The organism is Geodermatophilus normandii (assembly GCF_003182485.1).
Classification (GTDB): Bacteria; Actinomycetota; Actinomycetes; order Mycobacteriales; family Geodermatophilaceae; genus Geodermatophilus; species Geodermatophilus normandii.
Genome location: NZ_QGTX01000001.1, coordinates 3,319,253 through 3,342,337, shown reverse-complemented (window position 1 = coordinate 3,342,337; position 23,085 = coordinate 3,319,253). Strand labels below are relative to the sequence as shown.

At 75.9% G+C, this 23,085-nt stretch carries 18 protein-coding genes and 1 pseudogene; 12 read left to right on the top strand and 7 right to left on the bottom strand.

The features are described from left to right. Positions 1-103: 103 nt before the first annotated feature. From JD79_RS16230 to JD79_RS23890, 5 genes are read left to right on the top strand one after another with little or no spacing between them, the layout of a single operon-like run. Positions 104-1,129, top strand: a complete 1,026-nt coding sequence (locus JD79_RS16230) for a 3-oxoacyl-ACP synthase III (RefSeq protein ID WP_110006363.1) — start codon at positions 104-106, stop codon at positions 1,127-1,129. After that, complete coding sequence (locus JD79_RS16225) at positions 1,126-3,615, top strand: alpha/beta fold hydrolase (RefSeq protein ID WP_245900152.1); 2,490 nt, start codon at positions 1,126-1,128, stop codon at positions 3,613-3,615. Before JD79_RS16230 ends, JD79_RS16225 begins: the two co-directional genes overlap by 4 nt. Then, the gene (locus JD79_RS23895) at positions 3,576-3,725 is read left to right on the top strand and encodes a hypothetical protein (RefSeq protein ID WP_245900151.1); all 150 of its coding nucleotides are present in this window, start codon (positions 3,576-3,578) and stop codon (positions 3,723-3,725) included. The genes JD79_RS16225 and JD79_RS23895 overlap by 40 nt, the downstream gene beginning before the upstream one ends. Further along, positions 3,722-4,525: an NAD-dependent epimerase/dehydratase family protein gene (locus tag JD79_RS16220; RefSeq protein ID WP_245900150.1), complete on the top strand. Its 804-nt coding sequence runs from the start codon at positions 3,722-3,724 to the stop codon at positions 4,523-4,525. The genes JD79_RS23895 and JD79_RS16220 overlap by 4 nt, the downstream gene beginning before the upstream one ends. Continuing rightward, positions 4,513-4,806 (top strand): hypothetical protein, encoded by a 294-nt coding sequence (locus tag JD79_RS23890; protein ID WP_245900149.1) that lies wholly within the window; start codon positions 4,513-4,515, stop codon positions 4,804-4,806. Before JD79_RS16220 ends, JD79_RS23890 begins: the two co-directional genes overlap by 13 nt. On the opposite strand, the gene JD79_RS16215 is transcribed toward JD79_RS23890, so the two are convergent. Together JD79_RS16215 and hppD are read right to left on the bottom strand one after the other, a co-directional pair. After that, positions 4,761-5,966: a homogentisate 1,2-dioxygenase gene (locus JD79_RS16215; RefSeq protein WP_110006362.1), complete on the bottom strand. Its 1,206-nt coding sequence runs from the start codon at positions 5,964-5,966 to the stop codon at positions 4,761-4,763. The two genes, JD79_RS23890 and JD79_RS16215, sit on opposite strands and share 46 nt — an antisense overlap. Before the next feature lie 71 nt (positions 5,967-6,037). Then, positions 6,038-7,243 (bottom strand): 4-hydroxyphenylpyruvate dioxygenase, encoded by a 1,206-nt coding sequence (gene hppD / locus JD79_RS16210; RefSeq protein ID WP_110006361.1) that lies wholly within the window; start codon positions 7,241-7,243, stop codon positions 6,038-6,040. A gap of 153 nt (positions 7,244-7,396) precedes the next feature. Here hppD and JD79_RS16205 point away from each other — a divergent pair, with 153 nt between their 5' ends. Continuing rightward, on the top strand, positions 7,397-7,897 hold the full coding sequence (locus JD79_RS16205; RefSeq protein ID WP_110006360.1) for an Lrp/AsnC family transcriptional regulator: 501 nt from the start codon (positions 7,397-7,399) through the stop codon (positions 7,895-7,897). On the opposite strand, the gene JD79_RS16200 is transcribed toward JD79_RS16205, so the two are convergent. Next, positions 7,894-8,916, bottom strand: a complete 1,023-nt coding sequence (locus tag JD79_RS16200) for an LLM class F420-dependent oxidoreductase (protein ID WP_110006359.1) — start codon at positions 8,914-8,916, stop codon at positions 7,894-7,896. The two genes, JD79_RS16205 and JD79_RS16200, sit on opposite strands and share 4 nt — an antisense overlap. Positions 8,917-8,956: 40 nt before the next feature. Beyond that, complete coding sequence (locus JD79_RS16195) at positions 8,957-9,325, bottom strand: ester cyclase (RefSeq protein ID WP_211308012.1); 369 nt, start codon at positions 9,323-9,325, stop codon at positions 8,957-8,959. A gap of 171 nt (positions 9,326-9,496) precedes the next feature. Here JD79_RS16195 and JD79_RS16190 point away from each other — a divergent pair, with 171 nt between their 5' ends. From JD79_RS16190 to JD79_RS16180, 3 genes are all read left to right on the top strand, one after another. Beyond that, positions 9,497-11,035 carry an MDR family MFS transporter gene (locus JD79_RS16190; protein ID WP_211308011.1) on the top strand — a complete coding sequence of 513 codons (1,539 nt, stop codon included), beginning with the start codon at positions 9,497-9,499 and terminating at the stop codon, positions 11,033-11,035. A gap of 216 nt (positions 11,036-11,251) precedes the next feature. Further along, positions 11,252-13,381 carry an MMPL family transporter gene (locus JD79_RS16185; RefSeq protein ID WP_110006358.1) on the top strand — a complete coding sequence of 710 codons (2,130 nt, stop codon included), beginning with the start codon at positions 11,252-11,254 and terminating at the stop codon, positions 13,379-13,381. A gap of 282 nt (positions 13,382-13,663) precedes the next feature. Continuing rightward, complete coding sequence (locus JD79_RS16180; RefSeq protein WP_211308010.1) at positions 13,664-14,428, top strand: zinc-binding dehydrogenase; 765 nt, start codon at positions 13,664-13,666, stop codon at positions 14,426-14,428. A gap of 2,266 nt (positions 14,429-16,694) precedes the next feature. Here JD79_RS16180 and JD79_RS16170 read toward each other — a convergent pair. From JD79_RS16170 to JD79_RS16160, 3 genes are all read right to left on the bottom strand, one after another. Beyond that, the gene (locus JD79_RS16170) at positions 16,695-17,723 is read right to left on the bottom strand and encodes a 1-acyl-sn-glycerol-3-phosphate acyltransferase (RefSeq protein WP_110006357.1); all 1,029 of its coding nucleotides are present in this window, start codon (positions 17,721-17,723) and stop codon (positions 16,695-16,697) included. A 1-nt stretch (position 17,724) separates the two neighbouring features. Beyond that, on the bottom strand, positions 17,725-18,576 hold the full coding sequence (locus JD79_RS16165) for a patatin-like phospholipase family protein (RefSeq protein ID WP_110006356.1): 852 nt from the start codon (positions 18,574-18,576) through the stop codon (positions 17,725-17,727). Between the two features lie 91 nt (positions 18,577-18,667). Continuing rightward, a complete protein-coding gene (locus JD79_RS16160; protein WP_110006355.1) occupies positions 18,668-19,567 on the bottom strand; it encodes a sugar phosphate isomerase/epimerase family protein in 900 nt (299 codons plus the stop codon). A gap of 289 nt (positions 19,568-19,856) precedes the next feature. Between JD79_RS16160 and JD79_RS16155 the strand changes: the two genes are divergently transcribed. The 3 genes and pseudogenes from JD79_RS16155 to JD79_RS23135 form a co-directional block, all read left to right on the top strand. Next, on the top strand, positions 19,857-21,002 hold the full coding sequence (locus JD79_RS16155) for an acyl-CoA dehydrogenase family protein (RefSeq protein ID WP_110006354.1): 1,146 nt from the start codon (positions 19,857-19,859) through the stop codon (positions 21,000-21,002). Beyond that, complete coding sequence (locus JD79_RS16150; protein WP_211308009.1) at positions 20,999-21,817, top strand: TIGR03084 family metal-binding protein; 819 nt, start codon at positions 20,999-21,001, stop codon at positions 21,815-21,817. The genes JD79_RS16155 and JD79_RS16150 overlap by 4 nt, the downstream gene beginning before the upstream one ends. 56 nt (positions 21,818-21,873) lie before the next feature. Continuing rightward, positions 21,874-23,081: pseudogene (locus tag JD79_RS23135) on the top strand (acyclic terpene utilization AtuA family protein); the annotation flags it as partial. Positions 23,082-23,085 lie beyond the last annotated feature (4 nt).

Genomic DNA, 23,085 nt, shown 5'->3' with positions numbered 1-23,085 from the left:
GCGCAGGAGCCGGACCGGCGGAATGGCCGGAAGCCGGTCGGGTAGTTGCTCCCAGATGACGGCGGCGCAGCAGGACGCCGCCCCGAGGACGGGAACCCCGCACATGGGCGGTAACGCCATCCACAGGTTCGGCAACACCGCCGTCCTGGCACTGCAGACCGCCGACGCCAGCCGGGTCGTCACCTCCGACGCGCTCGACGACGCACTCGCCGACACCTACCGGCGCGTGGGGCTGCGTCCCGGGCTGCTCGAGCGCCTGGCCGGCATCCGCGAGCGCCGCTGGTGGGGCGAGGGCGTCACGTTCGTCGAGGGCGCGGCGGAGGCCGGCGCCAAGGCGATCAGCGAGAGCGGCGTCGACCCCGCCGCCATCGGCCTCATGGTCAACACGTCGGTCAGCCGCAGGTACCTGGAGCCCTCGACCGCGGTCGCCGTGCACCACGCGCTCGGCCTGCCGCGCTCCTGCCAGAACTTCGACGTCACCAACGCCTGCCTCGGCTTCGTCAACGGCATGGAGCTCGCCGCCGCGATGATCGACTCCGGCATGGTCGAGTACGCGCTCGTCGTCAACGGCGAGGACTCGCGGCCGGTGCAGGAGCGCACCCTCGAGCGGCTCGCCGAGCCGGGCACGACGTCCAAGGACGTGATCGCGCAGTTCGCCACCCTGACGCTGGGCTCCGGCGCCGTCGCCATGGTCCTCGGCCGGGCCGACCGGCACCCCGAGGGCCACCGCCTCGTCGCGTCGGTCAGCCGGGCGGGCACCGAGCACCACGAGCTGTGCGTCGGCGACAACGACCTCATGCGCACCGACCTCAAGGGCCTGCTCGACGCCGGCCTGGCGCTGTCGCAGGACATGTGGGCCGACGCCGCGGGCGAGGTGGACTGGGCCGGCGGGATGGACCGCTACATCGTCCACCAGGTCTCCAAGGTGCACACCCAGGCGATGTGCGACCGCTTCTCCATCGACCCCGCCCTGGTGCCGACGACGTTCCCCGTGCGCGGCAACCTCGGCCCGGCGTCGGTCCCCTACACGCTGGCCGGCCAGCAGGACTCCCTCTCCGGCGGTGACCGCGTGCTCCTCATGGGCATCGGCTCGGGCCTCAACGTCTCCTGCCTCGAGCTCGCCTGGTGACGGCGGACTCCCCAGCGGCACTGCCCACCGCGGCACTGCCCACAGCGGCACAGTCCACGGCGGCACAGCCCGCAGCGGGCTCCCCGCCGGCCCTGCCCGGCCTGGACCCCGCCTGGTCCCGCACGCTCGCCGTCGCCGACGCCACGGGGACCAAGCACACCTGGCACGTCCTCGACAACGGCGTGACCGACCCCGTGGGCACGCTGCTGTGCGTCCACGGCAACCCCACGTGGTCCTACCTGTGGCGCCGGCTGCTGGCCGCCGCCCCGCCCGGGTGGCGGGTGGTCGCCCCCGACCAGCTCGGCATGGGGTGGTCCGACCGGCTGGGCTCGCCGCGTCCGCTGCGGCAGCGGGTCGCCGACCTCGGGGACCTGACCGCGGCGCTCGGCGTCACCGGGCCGGTGGTGACCGTGGGGCACGACTGGGGCGGCGTCATCTCCCTGGGCTGGGCCCTGGAGCACCGCGCGGACCTGCGCGGCGTCGTGCTGTGCAACACCGCCGTCGCGATGCCCGAGGGCGACTGGGGCCCCGTGCTCATCCGCGCCGCCGACGCCCCCGGCGTCCGCGCGGCGGTCACCGTCGGCACACCGGTGTTCGTCCGGGCGACGACGGCGCTGTCCCGCCCGGCCCTGCCCGCCGAGGTGCGGCGGGCGTTCGCCGCGCCGTACCGCACCCGCGCGCGGCGCCGGTCGGTGGGCGACTTCGTCGCCGACATCCCGTTCTCGCCCGGGCACCCCTCCCGCGCGGCCCAGGAGGCCATCGCCGAGGGCATCCGCGACCTCGACGTCCCGGCGCTGCTGCTGTGGGGGCCGCGCGACCCCGTGTTCGGCGAGCGGTACCTGACCGACCTGCGCGGCCGCCTCCCGCAGGCCCGGCTGCACCGCTACGAGGGCGCCTCCCACCTGCTCCCCGAGGACGCGCCGCAGTACGCGCAGGCCGTGGCGCAGTGGGTGACCGACCTGGGGACCCCTGCCGCACCGGCCCGCCCGGTGGGCACCGCCGCGGGCCGCCTGTGGTCGGCCCTGGAGGAGCGGGCCGGCGACGACGCGGCCGCCGTCGTCGAGGTCGGCGGCACGACGGTGACCTGGTCGGCGCTCGCCGCGCGGGTGCGGCACCTGGCGGCCGGGCTCGCCGCGGCCGGCGTCCGTCCCGGGCACCGCGTGGCGCTGCTCGTGGAGCCCTCGGCCGACCTCACCGCCTCGGTCTACGCGGTCTGGCGCGCCGGTGGCGTCGTGGTCGTGGCGGACAAGGGCCTCGGGTTCGCCGGCATGCGCCGGGCCCTGCGCAGCGCAGCGGTCGACGCCGTCATCGGCACCGGCAGGGGGCTGGCCGCCGCCCGGCTGATGGGCCTGCCCGGCCTCCGGATCGCGGCGGGCCCGCGCGCCCGCGGCGCCGCGCACACCCTCGACGACCTCGAGGCGCTCGGCCGCTCGGCTCCCGTGCCGGCCGAGGTCCCGGTCGACGACGACTGCGCCGTGCTGTTCACCTCCGGGGCCACCGGCCCGGCCAAGGGCGTGGTCTACACGCACCGCCAGGCCGCCGCCCAGACCGCCCTGGTGCGCTCGGCCTACGCCCTGACGCCCGCAGACCGGCTGGTGGCGGCGTTCGCGCCGTTCGCCATCCTCGGGCCCGCGCTCGGCATCGGGTCGGCGGTCCCCGACGTCGACGTCACCGCCCCCGGGTCGCTCACCGCGGCCGCCCTGGCCGACGCCGCGGCCGCGGTCGGGGCGACGGTCGTCTTCGCCTCCCCGGCGGCGCTGCGGCGGGTCGCGGCCACCGCGGCGGACCTGTCGGCCGGGCAGCGGGAGGCCCTGGGGCGGGTCCGGCTGCTGATGTCCGCCGGCGCGCCCGTCCCGGCGCCGCTGCTGCGCTCGCTGCGCGAGGTGCTCCCCGCCGCCGACGCGCACACGCCCTACGGGATGACCGAGGTGCTCCCCGTCGCCGACGTCTCCCTCGCCGGCATCGAGGCCGCCGGCGAGGGCGAGGGCGTCTGCGTGGGCACGCCGCTGCCGGGCGTGTCCGTGCGCGTCAGCCCGCTGTCGTCCGACGGGTCCGCCGACGGCGCGCCCACCGACCGCCCCGGGATCACCGGCGAGGTCTGCGTGCAGGCCGCGCACGTCAAGGACCGCTACGACGCGCTGTGGGCGCTGGAGCGCGCGACGTCCCGGGACGTGGGGTGGCACCGCACCGGCGACGTCGGGCACCTCGATCCCGAGGGCCGGCTGTGGATCGAGGGGCGCCTGCAGCACGTGGTGACCACCGCGGCCGGTCCGGTGACCCCCGTCGGGATCGAGCAGCGGGTCGAGCGCCTCGAGGGCGTGTCGGCCGCGGCGGCCGTCGGCGTCGGGCCGGCCGGGACGCAGGTCGTCGTGGTCGTCGTCGTGCCGTCGGCGGGCCGGGGGCGGGCCGCCGCCCCCGGCTGGCCGACGCGGACCTCGCCGACGCCGTGCGGTCGGTCGCGGGCGTCGACGTCGCCGCGGTGCTGACCGTGCCCGCGCTGCCGGTGGACATCCGGCACCAGTCGAAGGTCGACCGCGGCGAGGTCGCCCGGCGCGCGGCCCGGGTGCTGGCCGGCGCCCGGTCCCGCCGGCCGTGAGGGTGCTGGTCACCGGCGCGAGCGGGATGCTCGGCCGGGCGACGGCGACCGCGCTGCTCGAGCGCGGCGACGAGGTGACGGTGCTGCAGCGCCGGCCCTCCGGCCTCCCGTGCCGGGAGGTGCTCGGCGACGTCGCGGACCGCGCCGCCGTCGACCGCGCCGTCCGCGGCCAGGACGCCGTGCTGCACCTGGCCGCGAAGGTCGACGTCACCGGCCCGTGGGCGGAGTACCTCACCGCGAACGTCGAGGGCACGCGGGCCGTCGTCGGGGCGTGCCGGGCCGCGGGCGCCGGCCGGCTGGTGTACGTCTCCTCGCCGTCGGTGGCGCACGCGGGGACGGCGCTGACCGGGGTCGGCGCCGGACCGGCCGACCCCGACGGCGCGCGCGGCCGCTACTCGCGCTCCAAGGCGATCGCCGAGCGCGACGCCCTGGCCGCCGACGGCCCCTCGCTGGCCGTGCTGGCGGTCCGGCCGCACCTGGTGTGGGGACCGGGCGACACCCAGCTGGTGGCGCGCGTCGTCGAGCGGGCGCGGACGGGCCGGCTGCCGGTGATCGGCTCGGGCGCGGCGCTGATCGACACCACGTACGTCGACAACGCCGCCGCGGCCCTGGTCGCCGCGGTGGACGCGTGCGGGCCCGTGCACGGCGAGGCGCTGGTGGTGTCCAACGGCGAGCCGCGCCCGGTCGCGGAGGTCATCGGGCGGCTCTGCCGGGCCGCCGGGGTCCCGGCGCCCCGCCGCCGCGTGCCGTTCGGGCGGCCTGGGCGGCCGGCGCCGCCGTCGAGGGCGTGTGGGCGGTGACCGGGCAGCGCGAGGTCCCGCCGATCACCCGCTTCCTGGCCGAGCAGCTCGCGACCGCGCACTGGTTCGACCAGCGGCGCACCCGCCAGGCCCTGGGCTGGGAGCCGTCCGTGACCCTGGAGGAGGGCTTCGCCCGCCTCGCCGACTCCTACGCCGCCGCCTCCGCCACCGCCGCCTCCGCCACCGCCACCGCCGCCACCACCGCCGCCTCCGCCGTCGCCTCGGCGCCCCGGGCTCAGCCGCCGGCTGACGGGCCGCGGCCGGACCAGCTCCAGGCGTAGCGCCCGTCGTCGCCGGCGGTGCCGGCCTCGCCGAGGTCGAGCGGGCGGAAGGTGTCGACCATGACGGCGAGCTCGTCGAAGGCCTCCGCGCCCAGGGAGCGCTCGACGGCGCCGGGCTGCGGGCCGTGCGAGTGCCCGCCCGGGTGCAGGCTGACCGACCCCCGGCCGATGCCCGAGCCCCTCCGGGCCTCGTAGTCGCCGTCGACGTAGAACATGACCTCGTCGCTGTCGACGTTGGAGTGGTAGTAGGGCACCGGCACCGCCAGCGGGTGGTAGTCGACCTTGCGCGGCACGAAGTTGCAGATGACGAAGTTGGTGCCCTCGAAGACCTGGTGCACCGGCGGCGGCTGGTGCACCCGCCCGGTGATGGGCTCGAAGTCCGCGACGTCGAACGCGTACGGGTACAGGCAGCCGTCCCAGCCCACGACGTCGAAGGGGTGCTCGGGGACGACGTGCACCGTGCCGGCCAGGCCGCCGGGGCCGCGGTGCTTCACGTACACCTCGACGTCGGTGCCCTCGGCGAGCAGCGGCTCGGACGGGGCGCGCAGGTCGCGCTCGCAGTAGGGCGCGTGCTCGAGGAACTGCCCGTAGCGCGACAGGTACCGCTTCGGCGGCGCGATGTGGGAGGTGGCCTCGATCGCGTAGGTGCGCAGCGGCTCGTCGCCGGTGGGGACCCAGCGGTGCGTGGTGGCCCGCGGGATGACGACGTAGTCGCCGCGCCCGACCTGCAGGGCGCCGAACACCGTCTCCACGGTGGCCGCGCCGCGCTCGACGAAGACGCACTCGTCGCCGGTGGCGTTCCGGTAGTACGGGCTGGTCAGGCTGCTCACCGCGTAGGAGATCCGCACGTCGGCGTTGCCCAGCACCAGCCGCCGCCCGGTCACCGGGTCGGTCCCCTCGTGCTCCTCCCCGGGGAACAGGTCGTGCAGCTTGATGTGTCGCGGCACCAGCGGCGCGTTCGGGGTCAGCGTCTGGTCGGGCAGCTCCCACGGCCGGGCGTCGACCAGCGCGGACGGGATCCCGCGGTGGTAGAGCAGCGCGGAGTCGGAGCTGAAGCCCTCCTCCCCCATGAGCTCCTCGGCGTAGAGGCCGCCGTCGGGACGGCGGTGCTGCGTGTGCCGCTTGGGCGGGACGCTGCCCACCCGCCGGTAGAACGCCATGGTGACCTCCCTGGTCGGCCCCGCTGCGGGGTCCGCCGCGGGCGTGCGGGTGGCGGGGCAGCGGGGTCCCTCTAGAAGTTGCCGCGGCGCTCCTGCTCGCGCTCGATGGCCTCGAACAGCGCCTTGAAGTTGCCCTTGCCGAAGCCGAGCGAGCCGTGCCGCTCGATGAGCTCAAAGAACACCGTCGGCCGGTCGCCGGTCGGCCTGGTGAAGATCTGCAGCAGGTAGCCGTCCTCGTCGCGGTCGACCAGGATCCCGCGGCTGCGCAGCTCCTCGACCGGCACCCGGACCTCGCCGATGCGGGCGCGCAGCCCCGGGTCGGAGTAGTAGGAGTCGGGGGTGGCGAGGAACTCCACGCCCTCGGCCCGCATCGCGTCGACGGTGCCCACGATGTCGCCGGTCGCCAGCGCCACGTGCTGGGCGCCGGGCCCGCGGTAGAACTCCAGGTACTCGTCGATCTGCGACTTCCTCTTGCCCGCGGCCGGCTCGTTGAGCGGGAACTTCACCCGGTGGTTGCCGTTGGCCACGACCTTGCTCATCAGCGCGGAGTAGTCGGTGGCGATGTCGTCGCCGATGAACTCGGCCATGTTGGTGAAGCCCATGACGCGGTTGTAGAAGTCGACCCAGGCGTCCATGGCACCGAGCTCGACGTTGCCGACGACGTGGTCGACGGCCTGGAACAGCCGCCTCGGCGCACCGGGCCGCCGCTGCAGCGTCGAGGTGCGCGCCACGAAGCCGGGCAGGTACGGGCCGGTGTAGCGGGAGCGGTCGACCAGCGTGTGCACGGTGTCGCCGTAGGCGGCGATGGTCGCCAGCCGGACGGTGCCGTGCTCGTCGGAGACGTCGTGCGGCTCGGTGACCACCGTGGCTCCCTGCGCGCGGGCGTGGGCGGTGCAGCGGTCGACGTCGGGCACGGTGAGCGCGATGTCGGCGATGCCGTCGCCGTGCGCCCGGTGGTGGTCGGCCAGCCGGCTGTCCGGGTCGTAGGCGCCGGTGACGACGAACCGCGCGGCGCCCGAGCGCAGCACGTAGGCGGCGGAGTCGCGGTTGCCCGTCTCGGGCCCGGAGTAGGCGACCAGCTCCATGCCGAACGCCGACTGGAAGAAGTGCGCCGCCTGCACGGCGTTGCCGACGATCCAGACCAGCGCGTCCCAGCCCGAGACCGGGAACGGGTCGGCGGACCCGTCGTACTCCACGAGGCCGACCAGCTGGCGCAGCTGGTCGAGGTCGAGCTGCGCCAGGCGCTCCTCGTCGGTCAGGGTCTGCTCGATCGACACGGCGACGCTCCGATCTCCTCCGGCGGGGGCCTCAGCCCACTCCCGGAGCACCGGCCTGTGCAACCATCACCCTCCGTACTGGTCGGACTGCACCGTTCGCGCAGCGGAACGGCGTTCCGGCTGTACAGCCGGTACAGCTGAGCGGAGGACGACGTGGCGGACCTCGACGCGCTCGACCTGGCGGTGCTGACGGCGCTGCGCGAGCACCCGCGGGCCGGCGCGCTGGAGCTGTCCCGGCTGCTCGGCGTCGCCCGCGCGACCGTGACCGCCCGGATCGCCCGGCTCGAGCGGTCGGGGGTGGTCACCGGCTACGGGCCCGACGTCGACGTCACCGCGGCCGGCTTCGGCGTGCAGGCGTTCGTCACCCTCGAGATCGCCCAGGGCGCGATCGAGGCCGTGCGCGCCGACCTCGAGGCGATCCCCGGCGTGCTGGAGGCGCACGCGACGACCGGCAGCGGCGACGTCCTCTGCCGGGTCGCGGCCGGCTCGCACGAGGCGCTGCAGCAGGTCCTCGTCGACCTCAACCGGTCGCCGGCGGTGGTGCGCTCGACCAGCGTCGTCGCGCTGTCGCAGCTGGTGCCGTGGCGGACCCTGCCGCTGCTGCGGTCGGAGGCGGCGGAGGACGCCGGCCGCAGCGGGATGACCCGGACCTAGCCGAGCACGTCGGCGATCGCCGCCAGCGTCGCCGGGTCGCCGCCGACGACCATCGTGGTCAGCAGCGAGTCCCGCCAGAGGTGCGCCTCCTCGGCGACCTTGGCGCGCGGCCCGACCAGCGCCACCTCCTCGACCAGGCGCAGCGGGACCGCCGCGGCCGCCTCGTCCTTGCGCCCGGCGAGGTAGGCATCCTGGATGCGGGCGCACTCGTCGGCGTAGCCCATCCGCACGAAGACGTCGTGGTGGAAGTTGGCGCCCTTCGCGCCCATCCCGCCGATGTAGAGCGCCAGCATCGGGCGCAGCCGGTCGGCGGCGGCCTCGACGTCGTCGTCGATCACCACCTGCACCATGCCGACGACCTCGAAGTCCCCGGCGGTGCGCCGCGCGCCGGGGCGGGCGAAGCCCTCGGCCAGCGCCTCGCGGTAGTGCCCGTCCTGCCGGGGCGCGTAGAACAGCGGCTGCCAGCCGTCGGCGATCTCCGCGGCCAGCGCCACGTTCTTCGGCCCCTCGGCGGCGAGCAGGACCGGCAGGTCGGCACGCAGCGGGTGCACGGTCGGGCGCAGCGGCTTGCCGAGCCCCGTTCCGCCGGGGTGCGGGAACGCGTAGTGCTCGCCGGCGAACTCGACCTTCTCCCGCGCGAACACCTGCCGCAGCACCGCCACGTACTCGCGCGTGCGGGCCAGCGGCCGCGGATAGGGCTGGCCGTACCAGCCCTCGACCACCTGCGGCCCCGAGGCGCCGATGCCGAGCACCACGCGGCCACCGGAGAGGTGGTCGAGGGTGAGCGCGGCCATCGCCGTCGCCGTCGGGGTGCGCGCGGACAGCTGCACGACCGAGGTGCCCAGGCGCACCCGGGTGGTGCGGGCGCCGAGCCAGGCCAGCGGCGTCAGGGCGTCGGAGCCGTAGGCCTCGGCGGTCCAGATCGAGTCGAAGCCGAGGTCCTCGGCCGCGGCCACCCGCTCGGCGGCCTGCGGGTCGGGCCCGGCGCCCCAGTAGCCCAGGGACAGTCCCAGTCGCATCCGGCCGACCCTCCTCCGCGGGCACCGGGCGTGCCCCGGGTCACACTAGGGCGTCGGGCACCAGCGCCACGGCACCGACGGCGGCCAGGGCGCCGAGCTCGTCGGCCACCGTCCACACGTCGCTGATCCGCCCGCCGGTCAGGGTCAGGACGTCGACGACGCGCAGCTCGACGTGCCGGCCGGTGGGCGGCAGCGGCCCGGCCGCGGTGCCCAGCGGGCCGACCTGCCGCCCGCCCACGCGGAACGCCAGCGCGACCCGGTCGCCGTCCTCCACGACGGCGACGACCTCGTGCTGCGCGCCCTCGAACGTCTGCTGCAGCGCCCGGGCGCGGGTGACGAGGTCGCCGGCGGTCAGCGCCGCGCCGTTGACCGTGACCGGGTCGGTGTAGAGGGCACGGAACGCCTCCACCGCCGCGGGCCCCCGGGCAGCGGCTCGGTCCACAGGCGCAGCAGCCGGTCGACGTCGAGGGCCATCGCGCCATGCTCGCCGCCGGCTCCTCCACGGGCCAGGGCCGGAGGACACGCCGGTCGCCGCGGGGGCTGGAATACGGACCGCGCCGGTCCGCGTTCGTGCTCCGGCGTGACCTCCCCTCCCCGCCCGTCGGTCGGGCTGCGCTCCGAGCGCGGGCCCGTGCTCGGCGCGGTGATGCTCAGCACCGCGCTCATCGCGCTCGACAGCACGATCATCGCCACCGCCGTCCCGGCGGTCGTCGACGACCTCGGCGGGTTCAGCCAGTTCCCGTGGCTGTTCAGCGTGTACCTGCTCACGCAGGCGGTGTCCGTCCCCGTCTACGGCAAGCTCTCCGACGTCTACGGGCGCAAGCCGGTGCTGCTGTTCGGCATCGCGGTGTTCGTCGCCGCCTCGCTGTTCTGCGGCCTGGCCTGGTCGATGCCGGCGCTGATCGTGGGCCGCGCGCTGCAGGGCATCGGCGCCGGGGCGGTGCAGCCGATCGGCATGACCGTCATCGGCGACATCTACACCGTCGAGGAGCGGGCGCGGGTCCAGGGCTACCTGGCCTCGGTGTGGGCCGTGTCGTCGGTGCTCGGCCCGACGCTCGGCGGCGTCTTCAGCGACTACCTGTCCTGGCGGTGGATCTTCCTGGTCAACCTGCCCCTCGGCGCGGTGGCGCTGGTGGTGCTCCACCGCCGGTTCACCGAGCGGGTGGAGCGCCGGCCGCAGCGGCTGGACGTCGCCGGGGCCGTGCTGCTGTCGGCCGGGTGCGCGCTGCTGATCCTCGGGCTGCTGGAGGGCGGCAACGCCTGGGCGTGGGCGTCGGGCACCTCGGTCGCCGTCCTGGGGACGGCGGTGGCGCTACTCGTGGTGTTCGGCTTCGTGGAACGCCGGGCGGCCGAGCCGGTGCTGCCGACGTGGGTGTTCCGCCGCCGCATCCTCGTCACCGGCAACCTCGCCGCGCTGGGCCTGGGCGCGCTGCTGATCGGGCTGAGCTCCTACCTGCCCACGTGGGCGCAGGGCGTGCTGGGCGCCAGCGCGCTGGAGGCCGGTTTCGCCCTCGCGGCGCTGACGCTGGGGTGGCCGATCGCGGCGAGCCTGTCCGGCCGGCTCTACCTGCGCACCGGGTTCCGCAACACCGCGCTCCTCGGCGTCGTCCTCGCCGTCGCCGGGACGACGGCGACGGCGCTGCTGGGAGCGCAGGCGCACCTGTGGCAGGTGGGCCTGGCCATGTTCGTCACCGGCGCCGGGCTGGGGCTGTCGTCCTCGCCGCTGATCGTCGCGGTGCAGTCGGTCGTCGGGTGGGACCGGCGCGGCGTCGTCACGGGCACCACCATGTTCGCCCGCTCGATCGGCTCGGCGGTCGGCGCGGCGGTCTTCGGTGCCATCGCCAACACCACGCTGGCCGCCCGGTTCGCCTCGCCGCCGCCCGGCCTCGAGGGCCGGGTCCCGACCGACGTCGACAGCACGACCGCCGCGCTGTCGCAGGGCGGGGCGGTCGCCGAGTACGCGCGGGAGAGCCTGCACGCGGCCTCGCACGGCGTCTTCCTCGCCACCGCGGTCACCGCCGTGGTCATCGCCGTCGCCGTGGCGGCCATGCCGCGGCGCACCGAGCCGCTGCGCTTCGACGACGACCCCGCCCCGGACGTGACCCCGGCCGCCCCGTAGGCCGGGTCCGGAGGCGGGCCCCGGCCGGGAGGTCCCGGTGCCCGGTCACAGCGGGCACACGGGCGGTCACGGGGGCGAGGCGCGCGCCCGGCGGGCCGCCCGGGGCGGTCGCGCGGCGGAAAAGGCGGTGCCGGACACCTCCGCCGGTCGCTAGCGTCCGGGCCGCACTGTCGCCGTCCGGGGTGCGGGGCCCGGCGCTCTCGGAGAGGGCCCGCCATGGGCAGGTCGTTCGCATCCCGCGTCAGCCACCCGCGCCTGAAGTGGGTCGTCCTCGTCCTCTGGCTGGTGCTGGCCGGCGTCTCGGCCCCGCTGGCCGGCGGGCTCACCGACCAGCAGGAGAACGACATCGCGGCCTGGCTGCCGTCCGAGGCCGAGTCGACGAGGGCCCTCGAGCGCCAGGTCGAGCTCGGCTCGGACCCCGACGTCCTCCCCGCGGTCGTCGTCTACGAGCGGACCGACGGGCTGACCGCCGAGGACGGCGCCGCGGTCGAGGAGGACCTCCGGGCGTACGGGCAGCTCGACGCGCTCGACGGTCCCGTGGTGGGTCCGATCCCGTCCGAGGACGGGCAGGCGCTGCAGGTCGTCGTCCCGCTCAACGTGGGGCCGGACGGCTGGGAGGCGATCGCCCCGCTCGTCGACGACATCCGCGCCGAGGCCTCGGACGGGCCGGACGGGCTGACCGCCTACGTCACCGGTCCCGCGGGCAGCGCGGCGGACTCGTCGGAGGCCTTCGCGGGGATCGACGGCACGCTGCTGTTCGCGGCCCTCGGCGTGGTGATCCTGATCCTGCTGCTGACCTACCGCAGCCCGGTGCTGTGGATCCTGCCGATCTTCTCCGCGGTCATCGCCCTGTTCTGCTCCCAGGCGGTCGTGTACCTGCTCGCCCGCTACGCCGACCTCACGGTCAACGCGCAGAGCGCGAGCATCCTCACCGTCCTGGTCGTCGGCGCGGGCACCGACTACGCACTGCTGCTGGTCGCCCGCTACCGGGAGGAGCTGCGGCTGCACACCGACCGGCACGAGGCCATGACCGAGGCCGTGCACCGGGCCGGCCCCGCGGTGCTGGCCAGCGGCGGCACCGTCGTCCTCGGCATGCTGTGCCTGGTCGCCGCCCAGATGAACTCGACCGCGGGCCTGGGCCCGGTGGCCGCGATCGGCGTCGCCGTGACCCTCGTGGTGCTGATGACGCTGCTGCCGGCGCTGCTGGTGATCTGCGGCCGCTGGGTCTTCTGGCCGGTGCGGCCGAGCTTCGGCAGCGCCGAGCCGAGCGCGACCGGGCTGTGGGCCCGGGTGGGCCGGTGGATCCGGCCCCGCCCCCGCGCCACCTGGGTGGTCACCAGCGTCCTGCTCCTGCTCGCCTGCACCGCCGTGTTCCGCCTGGACCCCAGCGGGCTGACCCAGGCGGAGAGCTTCCGGGGATCCCCCGAGTCCGTCCAGGGTGACGCCGCGGCCGCCCGGCACTTCCCCGCCGTCGCGGGCAACGCCGTCGCCGTGGTGACGACGGCCGACTCCGCCGACGAGGTCGCCGACGCCGTGGCCGCGAACGACGGCATCGCCTCGGTCGGGGAGCCGCGGGTGGTCGGGGACGCCGCGCTCGTCGAGGCCGCGCTGGCCGACCCGTTCGACAGCGCCGCCGCCTACGCCACCATCGGGGAGCTGCGCACCGAGCTCGACGACGCCGGCGACGGGCAGGCGCTGGTCGGCGGCAACACCGCGCTCAACCTCGACGTCCAGAACGCCTCGCAGCGGGACAACCGCGTGGTGATCCCGCTGATCATGCTGGTCGTGTTCGGCGTGCTGGGCGTCCTGCTGCGGGCGCTGGTGGCACCGCTGCTCCTCATCGCCACGGTGGTGCTGTCCTACGGCGCCGCCCTCGGCCTGAGCGCCCTCGTCTTCGGCTGGACCCTGGGCGTCGACGCGACCGACAGCTCCTTCCCGCTGTTCGTCTTCGTGTTCCTGGTGGCGCTGGGCATCGACTACAACATCTTCCTGATGACCCGGGTGCGGGAGGAGGCCGTCGACCACGGCACCCGTCGGGCCGCGCTGGTCGGGCTGTCCGCCACCGGCGGCGTCATCACCTCGGCGGGACTGGTGCTGGCGGCGACGTTCGCCGTGCTGGGCACGCTGCCGCTGACGTTCCTCACCCAGCTGGGCATCGCCGTGGCCCTCGGGGTGCTGCTCGACACGATCGTCGTGCGCTCGGTGCTGGTCACCGCCCTCACCCTCGACGTCGGCCGGTGGATGTGGTGGCCCGGCCGGCTGGCCCGCCGCCTCGACGAGCCGGAGGTGCCGCCGGGCGGCTCCGCGCCCGCCGCGGCCGAGTCGCAGGCCCCCGTGCGGACGTGACGGGCGGGTCGCCGCGCTCCCCCGCGTGTGGTCGGATCGCACCCGTCGGCACGCGGGGCAGCACGGAGGACACATGTGGGCACAGACGCTGCGCGGTCCCTTCCGCTTCGAGCAGGTCGAGGTCGCCGCACCGGACCCCGCCGCGCTGCCGCCGGGGCACGTGCTGCTCGCTCCCCGCGCCGGTGCCATCTGCGGCAGCGACCTGCCCAACTTCCGCGGCGGCGTGTGGCCGCACCCGGCCGCCGAGGACGGCTGGGGGCCACCCGGGCGCCGGGCTTCCCGATGCACGAGGTGGTCGGGGAGGTCGTCGCCAGCGAGCACCCCGGGCACTCCCCCGGTGACCTCGTCGTGGGGTGGGCGTCGATGTTCGACGCGCTCGCCGAGCTCGTGGTCACCGACGGCGAGGGCCTGGCCTCCTTCGACACCTCCCTGCCGGCCACCACGGCGGTGATGCTGCAGCCGCTGGCGTGCGTGCTCTACGCCGTCGAGCAGCTGGGCGACGTGTCGGGGCAGACGGCCGCGGTGATCGGCCAGGGCCCCATCGGCCTGCTGTTCAGCTCCGTCCTCAAGGCCCGGGGGGCGGCCCGGGTGACCGGCGTCGACCCGGTGGACCGCACCGACGTCGCGTCCGTCTTCGGCGTCGACGAGGCGGTGACCGCCCGCGCCGAGCGGTGGGCGGCCGGGCTGTCCGACGCGGACCGGCCCTCGGTGGTCGTGGAGGCGGTGGGGCACCAGATCTCGACGCTGCAGCCGGCGCTGGACGCCGTCGCCCACGGCGGCCAGGTCTTCTACTTCGGCGTCCCCGACGACCCGGTCTACCCGTTCGACATGATGACGTTCCTGCGCAAGAACCTGACGCTGCGCTCGGGGGTCGCCCTGGAGCGGCGGCGGGTGCTCGCCGACGCCGGCGCCTACCTGGCCGAGCACCCGGAGCTGCGCGACTCCTACGTCACCCACGTCCACCCGGTCGCCGACGTCGAGGCCGCGTTCGGCGCCGCGATCGCCCCGCGGCCGGGTCAGCTCAAGATCGCCGTCGACATGACCTGACCCGGCCGGGAGGGCTCTGGCGGACCGGAGGTCGGGCACTCCTTGCGCTCGCCCTCGGCGCGCCACCATCCTGGCGCGGCACGGGACCGACGGACGACCACGCACCGACGCCACCACCGGGAGGCTCCATGCGTGCACGGCGACGTGGCTCCCCCCGGGGCGGCGCCGGCAGTGTGACGACGCGCGGCCTCCGCCGGGAGCTCCCCCGCCGAGCCGTCGTCAGCCACCACCCGGGCGCGTCGAGGCGGGCCTCCCACCGGCTGTCCCCCCGGGGCGAGCGGGTCGCGACCGCCGCCGGGGCGCTGCTGTTCTCCGCCGTGGTCGCCGCGGGCGCCCAGGTCGTGGCAGGAACGGTCGCCGTCGCGGACGCCGCTCCGGGCACCCGTGGTCCGGGCACCGTCGGGTTCCTCGTCGGGGCCGGCCTGCTGCTCGCGGCCGGAGCCGTGGCGGCGCTGCTCGCCCGCCGGCGTCAGGAGGCGGGACGGCGGCCTGGCGCGAGCCGTTCCCCCGGTGCACCCACGTGGGCCCGGCGGCTCCCCGGCCGCGCGGCACGGACGGCGGCGGGAGCCGCCGTCCTGCTGGTCTGGACGGGGGTCGCCTCGTTGGCGCAGGCCCTCCAGGGAGCGCCGCCCGGAGGAGGGATCGTCCGGGCCTTCTCCGAACTGCTGGACAGCGCGCCTCCCGCACCGAGCCCCCCGAGCGCGCCCGCGCCCCCGGAGTCGGGCGGCGGGGGTCCCGCGGCGACGGACGGGGACGCGGGGGTACCGGGGACCCCGGAGGTCGCGGAGGCCACGCCTCCGACCGGACCCGCCCCCGACACCGTCCCTGCTCCCCCACCGGTCGTCCAGCCCGAGCCCGCACCGGCACCGGCACCGGTCCTCCAGCCCGAGCCCGCGCCGGCAGCGGCCCCGAACCCGAGCCGGCACCGGCAGCGGCCCCCGAGCCCGAGCCCGCGCCCGAGCCCGAGGCGGAGGCCCAGGACGAGGCTGTCACCGACGTCGCGCCCGCCGCCGAGACGCCCGCCGACCTCGACGGGACCGACGTCGACACCGAGGCCACGACCGAGCTCGATCCCACGGACGCCTCCACCGACACGGCAGCCGAGGTCGACGGGATCGACGCAGACGGCGACGCCACGACCGCCTCCGTCGGGACCGACTCCGAGACCGAGGCCCCCGGCGACCTCGACGAGGTGCCGGAGCCGCAGACCGAGCCCGGTCCGGCTTCCCCAGCGGAGACCGAGGCCCCGCCGGCCTCCGAGCCGTCCGACCCGGAGGTGACGCCGCAGGCGGGGACGTCCGCGGCGGAGCCGGCACCCGGGACCGAGGCACCGCCGAGCCCGCAACCGGCACCGGAGGGCGACGTGCCACCCGGGCCGATCCCCTCCTCCGAGGCACCGACGGAGTCGGGACCCGAGACCGGAGCACCACCTGTGCCCGGGGCGACGGCCGAGCCGGAGGCCACGCCCCAGCCCGAGGGATCCCCCGAGCCGGCGACCGACGAGCAGGTGCCACCCACCCCTGGGCCCTCTCCCGAGGCGGCACCGGAGTCGGGGGCCTCGCCGTCCCCGCAGCCCGCTGGTGGGGCGGAGGTGCCGGCCGAGCGCGACGCGGCGCCCGGCCCGTCGGCGGAGACGGCACCCGAGCCGCTGCCGCCACCCGCCGAGCAGCCGGAGCCGGAGCCGGAGCCGGAGCCGGAGCCGGAGCCGGGAGCGGCGCCCGAGGCGGAGACGGCACCCGAGCCAGAACCGGCACCCGAGCCGGAGACAGCACCCGAGCCAGAACCCGCACCCGAGGCAGGAGCCGCACCCGAGGCAGGAGCGGCGCCCGAGCCGGAGACAGCACCCGAGCCAGAACCGGCACCCGAGCCGGAGACGGCGCCCGAGCCAGGAGCCGCGCCCGAGCCGGCACCCAGCGAGCAGTCGGCGCCTCAGCCGGCGCCGGAGGCAGCGCCCGCGCCCGAGACCACCCCCGCGCCCGAGACCACCCCCGCGCCCGAGACCACCCCCGCGCCCGAGACCACCCCCGCGCCCGAGACCACCCCCGCGCCCGAGACCACCCCCGCGCCCGAGACCGCCCCGAAGTCGGCACCCGAAGAGCTGCCGGCGCCGGAGCCCCCCGCCGGGGACGCGCCGTCCGAGGCGACCGGGGGTCCTGCGGAACCTGCACCGGCGGACGCTCCGCTGGAGCTCCCCCCGGCTCCGTGAACCGGAGCAGGGGGGAGCGGAGCTCCGGGCGTCGGGATCCCGGACGGCGGGACGCGGCGCCTAGTGCCCGGCGGCCGACGTCGTGGTGATCCAGTCGTCGATCGTCTCCCACCAGCGGTAGAGCCAGTCGGTCAGGTCCGCCTCCTCACGCGGGACCTCCGCCGCCGGGACGAACCACCAGCGCAGGTGCAGCGTCTTGTCCACGGGCAGGCCCCGCCAGACGTCGCGGACCGTGCTCAGGTGCTCCAGCCCGGTGTGCGCGACGAGGACGACGTCGGCGTGCGGTGCCGCGCGCAGCGCCGCGGCGACCCCGCCCGGGCGCGGCGGCAGCAGGTGCCGCATCGCCTCGGCCCGGCGCACCGCCGCCACCAGGCCCCGCTCGCGCAGCCGCGCAATCGCGCGGATCCGGCGCTGCGGGGTGGAGTTCGCGCCCTCCGGGAAGATCAGCAGCGCGTCCTCCTCGCCGAGGTCGCGGGCCAGGTCGGCGATGGCCTCCTCGGAGCGCTGCCCGCTGCCCGGGCCGGAGGAGACGAAGGTGTTGGGCAGCCGGTTGAGGTAGACGTCGATCAGCGGGTCCATCTGCAGCAGGTCCTTGAGCACGATCCGCGGCTGGCGCAGGTGGTCGCGGTTCATCAGCGTGTGGACCAGCAGGAACGAGTCGCCGGGGCCGGCGTGCCGGGACAGCACCACCATGGCGTTGGTCGAGCCGGGGACGCCGTCGTCGAGGGGCGACCAGGACTCCCCGTCGGTGACCAGTCGCAGGGCGAACAGCCGCTGCGCGGCGCGCATGACGACGTCGAGCAACAGGCGCAGCACCGTGTAGTGCGCCGCGCGGAACGCCGGGGACCGCAGCCGGCGGCCGAAGCCGCTGGCCACCCACAGCACGGCCGCCGCCGCGAGGCCGGCCACCTCCAGCGCCAGGTAGACGACCGCGAAGGCCAGCAGCCGCAGCGCGCGCAGGCGGCCGGGCAGGAAGAGGGAGGCGACCAGCGCGACCACGACGAGGACGGGCAGCAGGGCGACGGCGAGCACCAGCGCGCCGATGAGGAGCGGGCCGGTGACCCGGCGGACGCGGCGGGACGGCAGCACCTCAGGCACCTCCGTCCCGGGAGACACCGATCCGCTCCAGGTGGTCCCGGGCCGCGGCGTGCGCGCGCTCGATGCGTGCGGAGACACCCGAGAAGTCCCGGTAGCGCAGGTTGGCCGCCCCGGGCGGGGCGGGGTCGCCGGCGGGCAGCACGTGCACCGTGACCCCCTCCGGCAGGGTGGCCAGGTCGGCGGCGAACCGGTGCCGGCGGGCGATCTCGAAGGCGACCGTGGCCACCTCCCACGGCCGGGCCGGCGGCCGCAGCGGGCGGTCGATCCGCCCGACGTGCAGCACGTAGACGGTGCCGGCGCCGAGAGCGACGGCGCGGCCCACCGGGATGCTGTGCACGAGACCTCCGTCCAGGTAGTGCTCGCCGTCGACCTCCACCGCCGGCAGCAGTCCGGGGACGGCGCAGGAGGCGAGCACGGCGTCGAGCAGCGGGCCGTCGGTGAACCAGTGCTCGGCGGCGCGCTCGATGCTGGCCGCCACGCACTGGAACGGCACGGCCAGCTCGGCGAACGTGTGCACCGGCAGCGCGTCCTCGAGCAGCTCCCGCAGCGGTTCGCGGGGGTGCAGGTGGGTGCGGGTCCGCACCAGCGTGCCCACCCGGCCGAGCACCGACCCGGCGAACACCCGCCGCGAGGCCAGCTCCTCCCACACGCCGCGCAGCCGGTCCACCGCGCCCGGCGTCGGGTCGGCGGCGACGAGCGCGCCGTTGATCGCGCCGACCGAGGTGCCGACGACGAGGTCCGGGCGGATGCCGGCCTCGGCCAGGGCCTGCAGCATCCCGACCTCGGCCGCGCCGAGCACTCCCCCGCCGCCCAGGACGAAGGCCGTGCCGCCCGTCCCCGTCATGGCCGCATCGTGGCACCCGGGCCGGACACGGCGAGGGGGCGGCCCCGGGGAACCCGGGACCGCCCCCCGTGGAGCGCGGTGCTGCGCTCCGTCAGGCGCGCTTGCAGGTGAGGTAGTCGAACCCCTCCTCGGCAGCCTCGAACGGGTCGAACGTCTCGTCGCCGAAGCGCGGGTCGTGCTCGACCACGTAGTACCGGATGCCGCCACCGGCCGCCGCGAAGATCGACGCGAAGTCGATGTTGCCGCGGCCCACGATCTCGATCCGCCGGTTCAGGGTCGGGTTGAGGTCCTTGACGTGGAACAGCTGGATGCGGTTGCCGTAGCGCTCGATCAGCGCGATCGGGTCGACGCCGGCGAAGGTCGCCCAGTAGAGGTCGAGCTGGAAGACGACGTTCTTCGGGTCGGTGTAGGCCATCAGGATGTCGTAGGCGGTGCGGCCGTTGAAGACGTCGGTGAACTCCCAGTTGTGGTTGTGCACCATGAGCGTCTGCCCGGCCTTGCGGGCCTGCTCCCCGACCGCGTTCAGGTACTGGGCGTAGGCGATCCACTCGGCCTCGGTGTTCAGGTTCGGGGTACCACCCGAGCCGAAGTACTTGATGCCGAGGATCCGGTTCTCCTCGAGGATCGCTGCGATGTCGACCGTGGCAGTCGGCGTCCCCACGTTGACGTGGCGGGCCGAGGCCTTGAGGCCGTACTCGTCGAGCAGCGCCCGGAACTGCTCCGCGGTCAGGCCGCTCAGCGAGAACGGCTCGACGTTGCGGTAGCCCATCGCGGCGAGCTGGCTGAGGACCTCCTCGAGACGGGCCTGCGTGGCCGCGTCGGTCCCGAAGCCGATGTACTCGGCGAACGTCCACAGCTGGATGGAGATCTTGCTCGTCGGGATGGTGCGGCCGACGCAGGCGGAGTTCTCCTGTGCATCGCTCGGTGGAGCGGCGCTGGCCGTGCCGACGAGCCCCACGAACAGGACCGCCGACACGGCGGCGACGAGCACGGCTCGCAGGACGGAGCGCAGGCTTCTCGCTTCTCTCACGGACTTCCCCCTCGGGTGGTGGACCGGTGCACGGCACCGCCCGCCACCGGAGCGGCCGCGCGCTGTGCCGTGGACCACAACGTAGCGGGACTTCTGCTCAGTCGAAAGCAGAACTTCGTCAGGCCGGCGCCGAACGGAGCGACGGCTCGTCCGCACCGGATCGTTGTGCAGGTCACACCGGGCTGCTAGACCTGACACCACCGTCAAGTCCGGCCGCGGGCTCGCCGCGCGTCATCCGCCAGGAGTCCGCATGCGCTTCACCCCCGAGCACCACGCCTTCCGGAAGATGGTGCGCGACGTCGTCGAGCGGGAGATCGCGCCGCACGTGGACGAGTGGGAGCGGGCCGGCACCTTCCCCGCGCACGAGCTGTTCCCCACGCTCGGCGAGCTCGGGCTGCTGGGCCTGGAGTACGACCCCGCGTACGGCGGCCAGGGCGCCGACCACCTGTTCAGCGTCGTCCTCTGCGAGGAGCTGCACCGCTCGGGCTGCGCCGGCGTCCCGATGGCGATCGGCGTCCAGACGATGATGGCGACGCCGTCGCTGCACGACTTCGGCAGCGACGACCTCAAGCGCCGCTACCTCGAGCCGGCCATCCGGGGCACCGCCGTCTGCTCCATCGCGGTCACCGAGCCCGGCGCCGGCTCCGACGTCGCGGGGCTGCGCACCCGCGCGGTGCGCGACGGCGACGACTGGGTGATCAACGGCAGCAAGCTCTACATCACCAACGGCACCCAGGCCGACTGGCTGTGCCTGCTGGCGCGCACCTCCGACGAGGGCGGCCACCGCGGGATGAGCCAGATCATCGTGCCCACCGACACCCCGGGGTTCGCCGTCTCCCGGAAGCTCGACAAGCTCGGCAACCGCTCCTCCGACACCGCCGAGCTGTGGTTCGAGGACGTGCGGGTGCCGGTGTCCAACACCATCGGCACCGTCGGCCGCGGGTTCCAGCAGCAGATGTCGCAGTTCGTCGTCGAGCGGATGTTCGCCGCCTACGGCGCCGTGGGCAGCTGCCGGTACGCGCTCGACCGCACCCGCGAGTACCTGCGGCAGCGGCAGGCGTTCGGCAGGCCCCTGGCGGCCAACCAGTACGTCGCGTTCCGGCTGGCCGAGCTGTCGGCGCAGGTCGACCTCCTGCGATCGCACAACTACGCCTGCGCGGAGTCCTACGTCGACGGCGAGGACACCACCCGCGCGGCCACGGTGGCCAAGCTGACCGCCGGCCGGTTGCTGCGCGAGGTGGCCGACACCTGCCTGCAGTTCCACGGCGGGACGGGCTACATGGAGGAGACCTGGACCTCCCGGTTCTTCCGGGACAGCCGGCTGGCCTCCATCGGCGGCGGTGCCGACGAGGTGATGCTGCAGGTGCTCGCCCGCATGGACGGGTTCGAGGCGTGAGCGGCGCGCTCCTGCAGGCGCTGGTCGACGACCTGGCGGCCGAGTCCGCCGACCTCGACGCCCGCGTGGCACCCCTGGATGACGACGGCTGGCTCACCCCGACGCCCGCGGCCGGCTGGGACGTCCGCGACACCGTCAACCACCTGCGGTTCTTCGACCGCGACGCGCTGCTGGCCGTCACCGACCCCGCCGGGTTCGCCGCGCACGTGCGGAGCCTCGGCGACGGCGCCGGCGACTACGTGGAGCGGCTGACCCGCGAGGGTCGCACGTCGCCCCCGGCCGAGGTCCTCGCCGACTGGCGCGCCGGCCGGGAGGCCCTCGCCACCGCGCTGCGCGGGGTCCCCGCCGGCACGCGGGTGCCGTGGTTCGGGCCGCCGATGAGCCCGGCGTCGTTCGTCACCGCCCGGCTGATGGAGACCTGGGCGCACGGGCAGGACGTGGTCGACGCGCTGGGCCAGGACCGGCCGGCCACGGCCCGGCTGCGCTCGGTCGCCGAGATCGGCGTCCGCGCCCGGCCCTTCTCCTACGCCGTCCGCGGCCTGCCCGCGCCGGAGCACCCGGTGCGGGTGGAGCTCACCGGCCCCGGCGGCGAGCCCTGGACGTGGGGACCGGAGGACGCCGGCGACGTCGTCCGCGGCCCCGCGCTGGACTTCTGCCTGCTGGTCACCCAGCGCCGGCACCGCGACGACGTGTCCCTCGAGGTCCGCGGGCCGGCCGCCGAGGAGTGGCTCGGCATCGCGCAGGCCTTCGCCGGCCCCCCGGGTGAGGGCCGGCAGCCGCTCGGCAGAGCAGGAGCACGGGGCGCGCGGCCGTGACCGCGCCGCTTCGGGTCGCCAACGTCTCCGGGTTCTACGGCGACCGGCACAGCGCGATGCGGGAGATGCTCGACGGCGGGGAGGTCGACGTCCTCACCGGCGACTACCTCGCCGAGCTGACCATGCTCATCCTCGGCCGCCAGCGGCAGGAGGACCCCTCGGCGGGGTGGGCGCGCAGCTTCCTGTCCCAGCTCGAGGAGTGCCTCGGCACGGCGCTGGAGCGCGGCGTCCGGATCGTCAGCAACGCCGGCGGGCTCCACCCGCAGGGCCTCGCCGACGCCGTCACCGCGCTCGGGCAGCGGCTCGGGCTCCCGGTCCGGGTGGCGACGGTCAGCGGCGACGACCTGCTGCCCCGCCTCGGCGCGCTGCGCGGCCGGCTCCGCGGCGGCGACCGCCCGCCCGGCGACCGCGACGTCGACGACGCGCTCACCGCGAACGCCTACCTCGGCTGCCGCGGCATCGTGCGCGCGCTGGAGGCCGGCGCCGACGTCGTCGTCACCGGCCGGGTGACCGACGCGAGCCTCGTCGTCGGGCCCGCCGCCTGGCACCACGGCTGGGGCCGCGACGACTGGGCCACGGCCGACCTCGACGCGCTGGCCGGCGCCACGGTGGCCGGGCACGTGCTCGAGTGCGGCGCGCAGGCCACCGGCGGCAACTTCAGCTTCTTCACCGAGCTGCTCGACGCCGACCCCGCCGCTCTCGACCGGGCGGGCTTCCCGCTCGCCGAGATCGCCGCGGACGGCACGTCGGTGATCACCAAGCACCCGGGCACCGGCGGCGCGGTGACGGTCGAGACGGTCACCGAGCAGCTGCTCTACGAGCTCACCGGCAGCCGCTACGGCGGCCCCGACGTCGTCACCCGCTTCGACACGCTGCGGCTGCGCCCGGACGGCCCCGACCGGGTCGAGGTCTCGGGCGCCCGGGCCTGCCGCCCGGTGGCGAGCTGAAGGTCGCGGTCAACCGGCTCGGCGGCTTCCGCAACACGATGACCCTGCCGCTCACGGGGCTCGACGTCGAGCGCAAGGCGGAGCTCCTGCGCCGACAGCTCGCCCCCGCGCTGGCGGGCGCCGAGGAGGTCACCGTGACCCTCGCCCGCACCGACTCCCCCGACGCCGACGTGCAGGAGGAGGCCGCGGCGCTGCTGCACGTGACGGTCAAGGACCGCGACCGCCGCCGGGTCGGCAAGGCGTTCACCGTGCCGGTCATCGAGCTGGGCCTGGCGAGCATCCCGGGGTTCCACGCCACGTCGGCGCCGCCGAGCCCGTCGG

What these genes read in the sequence shown, in the direction of transcription:
- JD79_RS16230 (WP_110006363.1), top strand. Translation starts at nt 104, where the DNA reads ATGGGCGGTAACGCCATCCACAGGTTCGGCAACACCGCCGTCCTGGCA.
- JD79_RS16155 (WP_110006354.1), top strand. Translation starts at nt 19,857, where the DNA reads ATGCGCTTCACCCCCGAGCACCACGCCTTCCGGAAGATGGTGCGCGAC.
- JD79_RS16185 (WP_110006358.1), top strand. Translation starts at nt 11,252, where the DNA reads ATGGGCAGGTCGTTCGCATCCCGCGTCAGCCACCCGCGCCTGAAGTGG.
- JD79_RS16200 (WP_110006359.1), bottom strand. Translation starts at nt 8,916, where the DNA reads ATGCGACTGGGACTGTCCCTGGGCTACTGGGGCGCCGGGCCCGACCCG.
- JD79_RS16165 (WP_110006356.1), bottom strand. Translation starts at nt 18,576, where the DNA reads ATGACGGGGACGGGCGGCACGGCCTTCGTCCTGGGCGGCGGGGGAGTG.
- JD79_RS16180 (WP_211308010.1), top strand. Translation starts at nt 13,664, where the DNA reads ATGCACGAGGTGGTCGGGGAGGTCGTCGCCAGCGAGCACCCCGGGCAC.
- JD79_RS16215 (WP_110006362.1), bottom strand. Translation starts at nt 5,966, where the DNA reads ATGGCGTTCTACCGGCGGGTGGGCAGCGTCCCGCCCAAGCGGCACACG.